This is a genomic window from Kurthia massiliensis, from assembly GCF_000285555.1.
Lineage (GTDB): Bacteria > Bacillota > Bacilli > Bacillales_A > Planococcaceae > Kurthia > Kurthia massiliensis.
In genome coordinates this window covers 458,966-473,157 of record NZ_HE610997.1, presented here as the reverse complement: position 1 = coordinate 473,157, position 14,192 = coordinate 458,966, and the positions used below count along the sequence as shown (strand labels likewise).

Here is a 14,192-nt window from a genome sequence, read left to right as displayed (position 1 = left end):
AGTCTCTTTTTTTGCGTTTAGAAGCTATCGCGTAATTCGATAATCGTTCCTTCTGGGGCAACGATTTTTGCTAAATAGCTATCTTCAACTTCGTATAGTGCTTTACCATCTTTTTTCGCAAATGGAATACCGAGTACTTCTAGGCGTGCAACTTCACGTTGTAAGTCTTCAATGTACAAGCAAAAGTGAACGGGGCCAGCTGTGTGCTTTGAAAAGTCACGCAGTAGTTCGCCTTCTTTTGCTGTTTGCAACTCGATATAGAAGTGATCCATTTTCAACCAGCTATTGTAGCTACGTGAATGGAACCCTTGTGTTTCTTTTGCCAACGTAAATCCGAGCGTTTCGTAGAAATTTTTAGATGCAGCATAATCGTTCGTTTGGATACAAATATGATGGATAAATCGTTTCATGTTCATCACCTCTTGCATTCAACATAACAGAAATACTTGAAAAAGGGAAATAAATTCGTTACAATGAGTTGAAGCTAAATACAATGCGATGAAGGGGAGGAGTAGAACACCCCTACTTGTTAGAGAAGGAACGGTTGGTGCAAGTTCCTCAAGTAGATGTTCGAAGGTAGCCCCAGAGCAGTTTTTGTGAACTAATAGTAGCAAAAACCGGTACCGACCCGTTACGTCGAATGAAGCTGCTAGCATTTGCTAGAAGTAAGGTGGTACCGCGAGTATTCTCTCGTCCTTATGATAAGGATTGAAGAGGATTTTTTTATGCAAAAATTTAGGAGGTCGTACACATGACAGAACAACAAAACATTTCAATGCCAACGAAATACGAGCCTAATTCAGTTGAAGAAGGTCGTTACCAATGGTGGCTAGAACAAGATTGCTTTAAAGCACAACCAGAAAGCGGTAAAAAACCGTATTCAATCGTTATTCCACCACCAAACGTAACAGGTAAATTACACCTTGGTCACGCATGGGATACAACATTACAAGATATCATTATCCGCATGAAACGTATGCAAGGTTACGATGCACTATGGTTACCTGGTATGGACCACGCTGGTATCGCAACACAAGCAAAAGTTGAAGCGAAATTACGCGAAGAAGGCATTTCTCGTTACGACCTTGGCCGTGAAAAATTTTTAGAAAAAACATGGGAATGGAAAGAAGAATATGCTTCTACAATTCGTGCACAATGGTCTAAATTAGGCTTAGCATTAGATTACTCTCGTGAACGTTTCACATTAGATGACGGTTTATCAGATGCGGTAAAAGAAGTATTCGTAAAACTTTACGAAAAAGGCTTAATCTACCGCGGCGAACGTATCATCAACTGGGACCCGGTAGCACAAACAGCATTATCTGACATCGAAGTTATTTACAAAGATGTACAAGGTGCTTTCTACCACATGGAATACCAAATTAAAGATAGCGACGAAAAAGTTGAAATCGCAACAACTCGTCCTGAAACGATGCTTGGTGACTCTGGTATCGCTGTAAACCCTAACGACGAACGCTATGCACACTTAGTTGGTAAAACAGCAATCCTACCAATCGTAGGCCGCGAGCTACCAATCGTTGCAGATGACTACGTTGATATGGAATTCGGTACAGGTGTTGTAAAAATGACACCAGCACATGACCCTAATGACTTTGAAGTCGGTAACCGTCATAACTTAGAACGTATCATGGTCATGAACGGCGACGGTACAATGAACGAAAAAGCTGGCAAATATGCTGGTATGGATCGCTTCGAATGCCGTAAACAAATCGTTGCAGACTTAAAAGAAATGGGCGTTTTAATTAAAGTTGTCGACCACTTACACTCAGTAGGTCACTCTGAACGTTCTGGCGCAGTTGTAGAGCCTTACCTCTCTAAACAATGGTTCGTTAAAATGGAACCACTTGCGAAAGAAGCATTAGACTTACAACAAAAAGAAAACGAAAAAGTAAACTTCGTACCACAACGTTTCGAAAACACATACACTCGTTGGATGGAAAACGTACATGACTGGTGTATTTCTCGTCAATTATGGTGGGGTCATCAAATTCCAGCTTGGTACCACAACGAAACTGGTGAAGTTTACGTAGGTAAAGAAGCACCAGCAGACGAAGAAAACTGGACACGTGACGCAGACGTATTAGATACGTGGTTCTCATCTGCACTATGGCCGTTCTCTACAATGGGCTGGCCTGATGTAAACGCAGAAGACTTCAAACGTTACTTCCCAACAGGTGCACTTGTAACTGGTTACGATATTATCTTCTTCTGGGTTTCTCGTATGATCTTCCAATCACTTGAATTCACAGGCGAACGTCCGTTCAAAGACGTATTAATCCACGGTTTAGTACGTGACGGCGAAGGTCGTAAAATGTCTAAATCACTCGGTAACGGCGTAGACCCAATGGACGTTATCGCTGAGTACGGTGCCGATTCATTACGTTTCTTCTTAGCAACTGGTTCATCTCCAGGCCAAGATTTACGTTACACAACTGAAAAAGTTGAAGCAATCTGGAACTTCTCAAACAAAATTTGGAATGCATCTCGTTTCGCATTAATGAACATGGATGGCATGACTTACGAAGAAATCGATTTAACTGGCGACAAATCAGTAGCAGATAAATGGATTTTAACACGCTTAAACGACACAATCGAAAAAGTAACAGCACTTGCTGATAAATACGAATTCGGTGAAGTTGGTCGTTACTTAAATAACTTCATCTGGGATGATTTCTGCTCATGGTACATCGAAATGGCGAAATTACCATTATACGGTGAAGATGAAGCGGCGAAGAAAACAACTCGTTCAGTACTTGCTTACGTATTAGACCAAACAATGCGTCTATTACACCCATTAATGCCATTTATTACAGAAGAAATTTGGCAACACTTACCACACGAAGGCAATACAATCGTCAATGCTGCATGGCCAACAGTTCGCGAAGATCTTCACTTCGAAGAAGAAGCGAAAAACATGCAATTATTAATGGATATTATCCACGCTGTTCGTAACATTCGTGCGGAAGTAAACACACCAATGAGCAAACAAGTACCAATGTTCATCTCTGCGAAAACAGAAAAAGAACTTGCTGTACTTGAAGCAAACAAAGCGTACATCGAAAAATTCTGTAACCCTGAAACATTAACAGTTGGCTTAAATGTTGAACCAGAAGGTAAAACAATGTCAGCAGTCGTATCAGGCGCGGAATTATTTTTACCACTAAAAGGTTTAATTAACGTTGAAGACGAAATCGCTCGTCTTGAAAAAGAATTAGACAAGTGGAACAAAGAAGTAAAACGTGTACAAGGTAAACTAAACAACGAAAAATTCGTAGCAAGTGCACCAGAAGCAGTTGTTGCGAAAGAACGTGAAAAAGAAGTAGATTACCTTGAAAAACAAGCAACTGTTGAAAAACGTATTGCTGAATTAAAAGAAATGTAATCGAGTATTTAAAAAAAGGCTCACGCATTAGCGTGGGCCTTTTTTGTCGTTCGTATTTGTTAAATGCGTCCATAGTTTTGTGACGAGATCTTCATCATATAAATCGTAATAAGAACGTGCACCGACAGGGTCTTCCATTTCATTAAATAACAATTGTTCGTCTGAAATATATAAGAAATCAATGCCGATATAATCGCTCTTTAACGCACGTTGCATTTGTTGCACATATTTCAGTTGTAACGTATTGAGCGTAAATTTCTCAATTGTGCCACCTAACGTATAGTTAGAACGGAAGTCACCAGTAGCGCCGATACGTTTGACAGCACCGATTACTTCGTCACCAATCATCCAAACGCGTACGTCTGTCGCATTCGTTTCGATATACGGTTGAATTACATAATGTGTGAATTGCTGTTTTTTTTGTTCGAATGCTTCCCACGTATCACATTTGAATACTTCTGTCCCGCCATGACCATCAGTAGATTTAATAACGACTGGAAAGTCACTCGATTGCAGTCGTTGCTCTAAAATAAGGGGAACGGTCGGCACACCTTGCAAAACTGCAAATTGAGCAGCGCGCATTTTGTCATTCGCTAAATGATTCACTTCGCTACGATTGACGACACGTATACCTGATTGTTCAAGCTGTTGTGCAAGGGAGGCGTTACGCGTACGGTTCCACACAAATGTAGCATCTTGAACGCGTGTGGAAATATCGTCTTGTCCTTCAATAAGCAACGTCAATGTATAACCGAACTGTTTGCCAACTTGTTGCAGTTGTGTAATGAACGCTCCATTTTTTTTCGCATCTTCAGCACTATAGAGGATGTACGCTTTTTTCATCAAATGCCTCCAATGCATGTAAAATATGAGCTACGAATTGATCGCCGACATTAATACCTGTGACATTGTAAATATTGCGAATATGACTCGCCGCGTTCACTTCACAAACGATCGGTTCATCATTTTCGCCAAATAATAAATCGACACCTGCAAAATCTGCGCCAACTGCACGTGCTGCACGAATGGCAATATTACGTTGTGCATCAGTTAATGTCACTTTTTCTGCTGTACCACCATTCGTAATGTTCGCGCGGAAGTCTGTCTCAGAATGACGATACATCGCTGCAACGACTTCATCACCAATCGTATTAACGCGAATGTCACGTCCTTTACTAGAAGCAATAAATTGTTGGAAAACGAAATCTACGCCGCGCAAGCTATCGACTTTTTCGAAAAACTGTTCAGCCGTCTCAATTAAATATACTTTCATACCGAACGAGCCATGACCTTCTTTAATAATCATCGGTAAGCCGAGCATATCGAGCACACGTTCAAAGTAACCGCTATTTTCAATCGTAAAGTTCGGATACACTTTTGGCGCAACGATTGTGTGTGGCATCGGAATACCGGCTTTCGCCAATTGAATGTATTGTTTCGCTTTGTTATCGCACGTCTCAATGACGTCTGGATCGTTAAAAACAGGGATGCCTTGGTTTTTTAAAAATTGGGCTAGTAAAATATCTTTATCTAAAAAGATGACAAAATCAGGCTTCACATCAAGTGGTTTGTGTAATGTCATCGGAATGTCGTAGTTTTTATAAATCGTCGGTAGTACGTCTTGGTGTTCGCAAGCTTCCGCCATTAAGCGTGCTTGATCTAAAAATTTATCAGACGTTAAGCTACCGTTGTAAATAATCCAGCAAGTTTTTTTCACTTTTAAAGCCTCCAACGAGAAATGGTATATAATAAGTGTAGCACGAAAAAAATGAAAATAATAGGAAGGGGAGCGCTTATGATACCAGCATTTGATCAATATAAAGAACGTTTTGAAGTAGAGAGTAGCGACGTCATTAAGCCAGGATTAACGGCAATTGAACGAGCAATGGAGATGCTTGATCATCCGGAGTTAGCAGTACCGACTGTGCACGTTGCTGGCACAAATGGTAAAGGTTCGACGATTGCGATGTTAGAGGCAATTTGTCGAGAACACGGTTTAAAGACACTTACGTTTACATCCCCTTGTATTGAAGATGTGCACGACCAAATTAAAATTAACAACCGCCCACTTGCAAGCTTCCAAATGGATGATATTTTTAAACAATTAAAAGCAGCAGGGCTAAGTGGGTTATTAACAGATTTCGAATTACTCACAGCTGCGGCATTTGTAGCTTGTCGACTTTATCAACCAGACATTGCGATTATTGAAGCAGGGCTCGGTGGTCGCTTTGACAGTACGAATGTCGTTCGTCCAATCGTGTCGATCGTTCCGAGTATTGCGCTTGAACATACGAACTTTTTAGGCGATACAATAGCGGATATTGCGTATCATAAATCGGGTATTTTAAAACCGCATGCTACAGCAGTGTTAGGACAACTGCCTGAAGAAGCGATGGCTGTTTTTGAAGCAGAAGCGACCAAACAACACGTCCCATTAAAAGTAGATGGGCACGACTTTGAAGTATTGATTGGTGATACGTACGTACAAGGATTGTTAGAAATCCACCAATTAACGCGTCAATTAAAAGGTGCGCATCAACGGCACAATATGGGTATTGCGATTACAGCGTTTATCGAAGTTGCGAAAAAGCACTCGTTGACGATGCATGATGAAGCAATTCGAAAAGCACTCGCACATGCAGCAATCCCAGGCCGCTTTGAACAATTGAGTCGAAATGTCTTTTTAGATGGTGCACACAACCCAGCGAGTGCCGCTTCACTACGTAAAACGATTGAAGAACTGTATCCAGATACGCCGGTGCATATCGTGATGGGTATTTTGAAAGATAAAGATGTAGATGGGGTATTACGAGAGTTAGAACACGTTTGTGATGACTTTACGTTCGTCAATGTTGAACGGGAACAAAGTCGATTAATGCCGGCTGAAACATTAATGGCGCATAGCCAAGCGGGGCATAAGCAAACGGCGGAAAGTGCATTGCAAGCTGTGTTAGCAAAACGTAGTGAGCAAGGAATCGTTATTTTAACAGGTTCACTATATTTACTGGCCCAATGGCGTCATACGTTACAACATGCTTTACGAGCACAATAAAAGACATACAAAAAGGGAGTCGCATGAAGCGGCTCCCTTTTTACGTACAGCTTATTTTGTTTGAACGTCACTTGGGGCAATCAGTTGAATCGGATCATCAAATTGCTCTACAGCGAGTGGAATTGGAATTTGGTCAATTGGTTTTGTGAACACGAGTGTTGATTGTTCAACATAGACGTTTTTCGCAATGACAGCACCGTGGAAAACTGTATCGTTTTTAAATGATACGAGTGCTTTCGGCGCTAAAATAAGTTGCGCTTGTTGATTTTCACCGCCATTGATTGTTAAACGTTTCGCACCGGTAATAATGTTACCTTCAAAACCACCATCTGCTGGTAATGTAACGTGCGCTTTACGTACATATAATAAACCAGGTGATGTAAATTGATCATCGAATGTGACTGCATTTTTGCCATCCAGATACGTTTCAATCGTAGCATCATCTTCAGCGACAATTGAACCGGCTGTTGCACTAAAGTTGTTGACGTATAGTTTCAGTGAACCAGCGCCACGTACTGTTAATGTTGCGCCGTTCGTAAGTGATAAATCGTCAACACGTACAACTTGGTCAGCATCGCCAATATCGATGACAGCGTTAATGCCATCTACATGAATAGCATTCATATGCACTTCAGATTCTGTGAAGCTATATGGTTTCGCATCTGTAAACATTTTTTGTGTGACGCTATTCATCGTCAACACACCATTTTGATAATAATATTTTTTCAACGGTTCTAATTCAGCATCTGTTTTCTTCACGCGTCGAATCATACCGTCTGCTTCTGTCACTTCTTTATATTGATCTTTTTTCGGAATTGGTAAATATAAATTTTCTGTAGAAACAGGTAACGCATCAAATATTTTTAAGTCTTTTTTTGGGAATGATGGTAAATACGTTTTAAAGCTTTGGGCATTACGCATTTTCAGTGGTGATGCATCGGTATTCCCATCGTTATAACATTCATTATAATAACCGCTACCGTTTTGTACGTATTGGCAACTTGCGTTATCGACCGTAATATCACTCGTTTTTGCTGTTGCTAAATTCCCAATAACTTTTGAACCTTTCACAACAGCGATATCACCTGTTGCGTGAATCGCATATTGGTAATTGTAAATACCGTTCGCTTTTGTCACAGGCACTTTTAATGATAAAACGTAATCTTGTGTAACGGTTACAGTTTTACGACCGATTGTAGCAGTCGTTTCTAGTTGATATTGTTCACCAGACGTATGCGTTAAAACCGTTTCTGTTTTTGGTTTTTCGCCGTTTGTCATTTTATAATCCGTCATGACGATTGGTTTGTCGACACGTGCTTGAAGTAAGCTCTCGGAACGGCCATAAAACATACGGTCTACTTCGAACCCTTTTTTATCGGTCGCTGATAATTGATCGTAACGTGCCATCGTATCATCGTAAGCTTGTTCTACGAGCGCATTTAATTCAGCGCGCGTCGTTTTTAAGCCGGATTTTGCAATGTTCGTCGCGGATGTTTCAAGCTTTTTCATATTTTTTGCTTGCTCTTTCGCATTTGATTGTTCAATAAAGAAAAAAGCAATGGCACAAATAATAAGGGCCGTTGCCACAATCAATAATGCGAGAGAACTCTTTTTCATATTCTTCATTATAAATAGGTCACCTCTCGACTAATATGCATGATTGTCCTTCCAAGAAAGTACCGTTTCAAGCTGCGTAATTTTCGTTAAATCACGTTGTTTTAATGTGTTGCTGTCACCGTCGTAAACAGTAATGATCGCACGCGATAAACCATGTGTATTTGCAGGAGAAATCGTTACAGCTGTTGTTTGTTTTAAATAAGGATCGACTTTTGAAAATGTCGTTTTATTTGAGTCATTGTTTAACACACGTTCATAACCGAGCGTCTGAAAAGCTTCAATTGATTGAGTACTTTGGAATTGTTGAAGTCGCTCGTCAATGGTTGCTAGCTCTTTGTCTGCTGCTTGCGTCGTCGTTACATAATAAGCAGCTTCTTGTTGTTGAGCATCTAAGCGTGTATTATGAAGCGAGATGAGCAATACAAACAATATCGCGAGTAATATAAACGCAAATGTTTTAATCGTTTTTCCTTCTACCATATGTAAACCTTCCTTCGTAAGAAAGTAATTTGACGTTAACGTTTTAATGATAAGCGTTTTTCATAGATGAAACAACTGATTTCGTATGACAATACGAAGAAACGGCTTGAATTTTTGAGAAATGTTGCCTATTCGAACAATTATTCGTCGATTTTAAAATTTTTATTGAGACATAGTGCATAAAGCAGTATTATCTAAAGGGGCATTTACTTCAAGGGAGTATTCCTTAATTAGTAGGAAAACATTTGAAAAAAGCTGCCGTTATTTGTATGATTAACGTTGTAGTTAGCATATACGTAGACATTTTAGAATGTGAAAAGTAGAAAGGGGATTGACATGGAACAAGAAGAAACAACCCAACGCGCCGAACAGCCAAAGAAAAAACGTCCTTGGCTCGGCTTAAGTATTTTTGTAGCGGTTGTCATTGTATTATTTTTCGCTATTAACTATTTCTTAGTACATAATGATATTAAAGACGCTGAGAAACAGCGCGATAGTTTAGCAGCTCAAATTGATTATACGAGTGGCGAATTAGAAAAATTACAAAGCAAACCCGAAAATATGACGAAAGCAGTCGTAGATTTTGCGACAGCAGAAAAAATTGATTTAACAGCAGTATTTGCAGCTGTAATGAAAGATGCACCGAGCGATGCAGCACTAACAGGTGTTACATATGACGCAAACGGTCTACAATTCAAAATGAATTTCTCAACACTACAAGATGCAACAACTTACGAAAAAGCGGTTTCTCAAAATACAGACGTATTTGAAACAGTTGTACTTGATAAAGTAGCGGCTTATACGCCGATAGCAGAAGATGATTTAGCGGCGAAACCAGATATTTCATCGACAGCACGTTATCAAGCTGTTTACAACGTCACATTGAACAAAGAAAAGTTACAAGAGGTACAAGATAAGGAGGCGTCTAAATAATGGAGCAGCAAAAGACAAATAAAAAGCCGCTACTATACGCCCTTATCGTCATCATCGCTGCCGCGGTTATTTTTGCGCTTTATTTTTATATGTTAAAGCCGCAAATGGATAAGCGTGCTGAATTAGAAGAGCAAGTAGCTGTGCAACGTACAGAAGCACAATCGCTAAAAACGCAACATAATGAACTAAAAGCTCAAGTTATTAAACCGACAGATCAAGAAAAAAATGCAAAATTAGTGCCACAAGGTCCTTCAATGGATACGCTTGTTGATGATTTACAAGCTGCCGAAGCGGCAAGTGCGACACAAATTACAGACTTTACGTTCAATGCTTATGCAGAACAAAAAGTCGTTGCAGAAGAAGCGAAAGTAACGACGGCATTAACAGAAGCAGAAGAAAAATCTGGTTATGCTGCAGATGCGACACCAGTATCAGATATTCCCGAAAGTACATTACCAAAACATGCAAAAATGATTACTGTTCAATTAGCAGTAAGTGGTTATTCTGAAGCGGATATTCGCAACTTCATCGATCAAGTCGAAAAAGCGCAACGTATGTATATCGTTGAAAAAGTAAAATACGAAGCACCTGATGCAGAAGATACAACATCTGATGATATCGTTGCGGCGAAATTACAACTGACAACGTTCTACTATGAAGCACCAGTTGTTGATGCAAAAGACAACAAAGCAAAAGACGACAAGTCAGCAGATGACAATGCAACAACAGAAACAAACATAGAAACAGAACAACCAGCTGAAGATACAACTGAGGAATCAGCAGATACAGAACAATAAGCATGAAACGAAAAGCAAAGTCTGAAAAAGGCTTTGCTTTTTTTATATTTATTTAATAAATCGTCAAAAGTGTAGGCGTTTTTTTAAAGATAGATTGGAAAATAAATGAACGCTTAATAATCAAATGTTTCGTCGGTACTTACATTTCGATATGATGCGCTTAAAAGGGGGCGCTAACATGTTGTATATTGTTAATCCACAACCATTTAGTCAAGCGGTCATGCACTTATTAAAAACACCGTATAAAGCGATTAATCATGACTGTTTTTTACCATCTATGTTTGATAAAGGAGATGCATACGCACGTGCTGTGCATCAGCTTGTACAAGCTGCAGCTGGCAGGCAAAAAAATGTCCCGGTTATCTCGATTACAACCTCTATGGAAAGTGATCCAAAGTATGGTAAGATAACGGTTGCACTAGCTGTTTGGCATGCGTCTGCATTCAAAACGAAAGCGCTTTATTTTCAGAGTGCAAGACGACCGAAAAATATTACAAAATATATTACAGAACGGAAACCTTTTTGCAGTAATATTAGTTATAATATATTAGGGGAATCATCTTCATTTATAATTGATGGCGTACATGACATAGTCGATATGTTGAACCACACGCAGCATCACTTACGTACCTTATTAGGAACGGGAGGCGTGCTAGCATGATTCGCGATATTCATCCAGTAGATCGACCAAGAGAACGGCTGCGTCAAAATGGGATGAGCCAACTGACAAATCAGGAGTTACTCGCAATTTTATTACGGACAGGTTATAAAAATGTTTCTGTTATGCAGTTAGCAACAAACGTCCTTTCACATTTTGAACAGCTTCACGAGATAAAAGATGCAACTGTTGAAGAGTTAATGCATATTGACGGTATTGGAGAAGCAAAAGCAGTAGAAATACTTGCAGCCACGGAGTTTGGAAGACGTGTACATCTGAAACGTGTGCACAATGATTTCACGATTCGAACACCCGATGACGCGGCAACGCTTCTGATGTCTGATATGAGCAGTTTAAAGCAAGAGCATTTTGTCGTTCTTTATATGAATGTTAAAAATCAAGTGATTCATAGGCAAACAGTATTTATTGGTAGTTTAAACGCCAGCATTGTGCACCCTCGTGAAATATTTCGTGAAGCAGTGAAACGCTCCGCAGCATCGATTATTTGTGCACATAATCATCCATCAGGAAACCCGACTCCGAGTCAAGAAGATATTGACGTGACAAAACGTATTCAACAAGCGGGCAATGTTCTTGGAATTGAGCTATTAGATCATGTCATTATCGGGGATGACCAATTTATCAGTTTAAAAGAGAAAGGTTTTATGTAAAGGCTGTAATTTTTCAGCTTTTTTCGTTATAATGAAACGTATGATTTTAAGATAGCTAGTTAAAAGTAACAGCTTTAGAGAAAGGAAGAACAAAAAGTGTTTGGATTAGGTGGAAAAGATGTCGGCATTGACCTCGGCACAGCAAATACATTGGTATTTATTAAAGGTAAAGGGATCGTTTTACGCGAACCATCAGTAGTAGCGAAAAATACGCAAACAGGTGAAATCGTTGCAGTAGGTAACGATGCGAAAAATATGATCGGTCGTACACCAGGATCAATCGTAGCAATCCGTCCAATGAAAGACGGCGTAATTGCAGACTTCGACATTACAACAACAATGATTAGCTATTATTTAAAAGAGGCGATGAAAGCTTCAGGTAGTAACTTCAAAAAACCAAACGTAATGGTATGTGTTCCTTATGGTATTACATCAGTTGAACAACGTGCTGTTATCGACGCAACACGTCAAGCGGGTGCAAAAGATGCGTTCACAATCGAAGAACCATTTGCAGCATCAATCGGTGCGAACTTACCAGTTTGGGAACCAACTGGCTCAATGGTCGTTGATATCGGTGGCGGTACAACTGAAGTAGCTGTTATTTCTTTAGGCGGTATCGTAACAAGTGAATCTGTACGTGTTGCAGGTGACGCGATGGACCAAGCAATCATTGCTTATATCCGTAAACAATACAATTTAACAATCGGTGAACGTACTGCCGAAGCTATTAAAATGGAAATCGGTTCAGCTTCTACAGAAGGCATGACTGAACAAAAAATGGATATCCGTGGTCGCGATCTAGTGACAGGTCTTCCAAAAACAATCGAAATTTCTTCAGAAGAGATCGTTGAAGCATTACGTGAATCAATCGTAGCTATCATCGAAGGCGTGAAGAAAACATTAGAACAAACACCACCAGAATTATCTGCTGACGTTATGGAACGCGGTATCGTTCTTACAGGCGGTGGTGCACTACTTAAAAACTTAGATAAAGTAATTAGTGACGAAACAAATATGCCAGTATTTATCGCAGAAAATCCTTTAGACTGCGTAGCAACGGGTACTGGTATGGCATTAGAGCATATCGACTTAATGAAACGTCACCAAACGAAATAAGGAGGTCTAAGTAATGCCACAATTTATGAACAGAAAGAAATTTATTTTTCTATTAATCGGTGTAATCTTACTCGTGGCATTAATCAGCTTATCCTTACGCGATCGACAAAACGCATCATTTCCAGAAAGAATCGTAAAAGATACTGTTGGCTTTGCGCAATCAATTGTTGCAAAGCCAACAAACTATGTTACGGGCTTTATTAAAGATATTGATGCGATGGTAAACACATATGAAGAAAACAAACGTTTAAAATCGCGCTTGGAAGAATTCGGAACATTACAAGCAGAAGTCAATGAGCTAGCTATTGAAAACAAACGTCTTCAAAAGCTAGTAGATAAATCAGGTAACTTGCGTAAATATGATCCAATTCAAGCAAATGTTATTGCTCGTAACCCAGATCAATGGGAAGAAAAATTGATTTTAAACCAAGGCTCTACGGATGGTGTTAAAGTAAACATGGCCGTGTTAACTGCTCAAGGTTTAATTGGTAAAGTCGTACAAACGACAGCGACTACATCTGAAGTAGAATTATTATCTACAAATAATACGAACTACCGCGTATCAGCAACGGTAGCGAATAAGAAAAAAGAGACAAATGGTTTAATTGAAGGCTATGACCGTAAACGTGGCGAATTAATTTTAAAACGTGTCGACTCAGAGCTATCAGTTAAAAAAGGTGACAAAGTTACGACTTCTGGTTTAGGCGGTATTTTCCCGAAAGGTATTTTAATTGGGGAAGTTACAAAAGTAACGACGGACGACTTCGGTTTAACAAAACTTGCTTACGTCAAACCAGCAGCAGACTTCTCTATGCTTGACCACGTTGTAATCGCAAAACGCGGTACAATTACGATTGATGGTGTTGATGGCACGAGCACAAACAACGTTGATGGTGCAACGTCAGAAGCTACAGGGGATGACAAATAGATGGTGCGATTTTTAATTCCCGCAGTTGTCATTATTCTCTTTTTTGCTGAAACAGAGTTTTCTCTTTTTTCACCAATTGAGTGGCATGGACATCTTATTTATTTAGTCCCACGCTTTCTCATTTTATTCTTAATTTTTATGGCGATTTACTATGATCGTAAAAAAGCGATGATTTATGGCTTAATTTTTGGTCTTATCAATGACATTTTCTACATTGATATCATTGGTCTTTATACGTTTTTATATCCATTTATTTGTTTTATTGCTGGGTCTACAGTAAAATATATACATCAACATTTAGTCGTAACGACGACGCTAGCACTCGTATTAGTCGCAATTTTAGAAACAGCGTTATATGGCTTCTTCGTATTAATTTCGTTCACAGATGTCACATTCGCACAATTCTTAAATACACGTCTGATTCCGACGATGATTGCCAATGCAATTTTCTTAATTATGTTAGGAATTGGATTCAAATACTTGCTAGAATATCGCTCGTACGTACGAGCAAACCGTTCGATTTTATAATTTTAAAAA

14 protein-coding genes and 1 other annotated feature are annotated in these 14,192 nt (G+C 39.4%); of the genes, 9 read left to right on the top strand and 5 right to left on the bottom strand.

The window, feature by feature from the left end:
* Nucleotides 1–17: 17 nt before the first annotated feature.
* Nucleotides 18–410 carry a VOC family protein gene (locus KMHG_RS06700; RefSeq protein ID WP_010288153.1) on the bottom strand — a complete coding sequence of 131 codons (393 nt, stop codon included), beginning with the start codon at nt 408–410 and terminating at the stop codon, nt 18–20.
* Between the two features lie 79 nt (nt 411–489).
* Nucleotides 490–701 (top strand) — a binding site (T-box leader).
* 50 nt (nt 702–751) lie between these two features.
* Between KMHG_RS06700 and KMHG_RS06695 the strand changes: the two genes are divergently transcribed.
* A complete protein-coding gene (locus tag KMHG_RS06695; protein ID WP_010288150.1) occupies nt 752–3,403 on the top strand; it encodes a valine--tRNA ligase in 2,652 nt (883 codons plus the stop codon).
* Between the two features lie 27 nt (nt 3,404–3,430).
* Here KMHG_RS06695 and KMHG_RS17440 read toward each other — a convergent pair whose 3' ends face one another.
* Both KMHG_RS17440 and KMHG_RS06685 read right to left on the bottom strand, forming a co-directional pair.
* A complete protein-coding gene (locus tag KMHG_RS17440; protein ID WP_010288147.1) occupies nt 3,431–4,246 on the bottom strand; it encodes an ATP-grasp domain-containing protein in 816 nt (271 codons plus the stop codon).
* On the bottom strand, nt 4,221–5,120 hold the full coding sequence (locus KMHG_RS06685; protein ID WP_010288146.1) for an ATP-grasp domain-containing protein: 900 nt from the start codon (nt 5,118–5,120) through the stop codon (nt 4,221–4,223). Before KMHG_RS06685 ends, KMHG_RS17440 begins: the two co-directional genes overlap by 26 nt.
* Nucleotides 5,121–5,198: 78 nt before the next feature.
* Between KMHG_RS06685 and KMHG_RS06680 the strand changes: the two genes are divergently transcribed.
* Nucleotides 5,199–6,455 carry a bifunctional folylpolyglutamate synthase/dihydrofolate synthase gene (locus KMHG_RS06680; protein WP_010288145.1) on the top strand — a complete coding sequence of 419 codons (1,257 nt, stop codon included), beginning with the start codon at nt 5,199–5,201 and terminating at the stop codon, nt 6,453–6,455.
* Nucleotides 6,456–6,506: 51 nt separating this feature from the next.
* Here the strand turns inward: KMHG_RS06680 and KMHG_RS06675 are convergent, their stop codons facing one another.
* Both KMHG_RS06675 and KMHG_RS06670 read right to left on the bottom strand, forming a co-directional pair.
* Nucleotides 6,507–8,081 carry a hypothetical protein gene (locus KMHG_RS06675; protein ID WP_010288143.1) on the bottom strand — a complete coding sequence of 525 codons (1,575 nt, stop codon included), beginning with the start codon at nt 8,079–8,081 and terminating at the stop codon, nt 6,507–6,509.
* A 21-nt stretch (nt 8,082–8,102) separates the two neighbouring features.
* Nucleotides 8,103–8,552, bottom strand: coding sequence for a hypothetical protein (locus KMHG_RS06670; protein ID WP_010288142.1), 450 nt, complete (start codon nt 8,550–8,552; stop codon nt 8,103–8,105).
* Between the two features lie 336 nt (nt 8,553–8,888).
* On the opposite strand from KMHG_RS06670, the gene KMHG_RS06665 reads away from it, so the two are divergent.
* From KMHG_RS06665 to mreD, 7 genes are all read left to right on the top strand, one after another.
* Nucleotides 8,889–9,485: a PilN family protein gene (locus tag KMHG_RS06665; RefSeq protein WP_010288141.1), complete on the top strand. Its 597-nt coding sequence runs from the start codon at nt 8,889–8,891 to the stop codon at nt 9,483–9,485.
* Nucleotides 9,485–10,282: a hypothetical protein gene (locus KMHG_RS06660; RefSeq protein ID WP_010288140.1), complete on the top strand. Its 798-nt coding sequence runs from the start codon at nt 9,485–9,487 to the stop codon at nt 10,280–10,282. Before KMHG_RS06665 ends, KMHG_RS06660 begins: the two co-directional genes overlap by 1 nt.
* A 178-nt stretch (nt 10,283–10,460) precedes the next feature.
* Nucleotides 10,461–10,943 carry a hypothetical protein gene (locus tag KMHG_RS06655; protein ID WP_010288139.1) on the top strand — a complete coding sequence of 161 codons (483 nt, stop codon included), beginning with the start codon at nt 10,461–10,463 and terminating at the stop codon, nt 10,941–10,943.
* Complete coding sequence (gene radC, locus KMHG_RS06650) at nt 10,940–11,611, top strand: RadC family protein (RefSeq protein ID WP_010288137.1); 672 nt, start codon at nt 10,940–10,942, stop codon at nt 11,609–11,611. Before KMHG_RS06655 ends, radC begins: the two co-directional genes overlap by 4 nt.
* A 96-nt stretch (nt 11,612–11,707) precedes the next feature.
* Nucleotides 11,708–12,727 carry a rod shape-determining protein gene (locus KMHG_RS06645; protein ID WP_010288136.1) on the top strand — a complete coding sequence of 340 codons (1,020 nt, stop codon included), beginning with the start codon at nt 11,708–11,710 and terminating at the stop codon, nt 12,725–12,727.
* A 13-nt stretch (nt 12,728–12,740) separates the two neighbouring features.
* Complete coding sequence (mreC, locus tag KMHG_RS06640) at nt 12,741–13,655, top strand: rod shape-determining protein MreC (protein ID WP_010288135.1); 915 nt, start codon at nt 12,741–12,743, stop codon at nt 13,653–13,655.
* Nucleotides 13,656–14,183, top strand: a complete 528-nt coding sequence (gene mreD, locus KMHG_RS06635; protein ID WP_010288133.1) for a rod shape-determining protein MreD — start codon at nt 13,656–13,658, stop codon at nt 14,181–14,183.
* Nucleotides 14,184–14,192 lie beyond the last annotated feature (9 nt).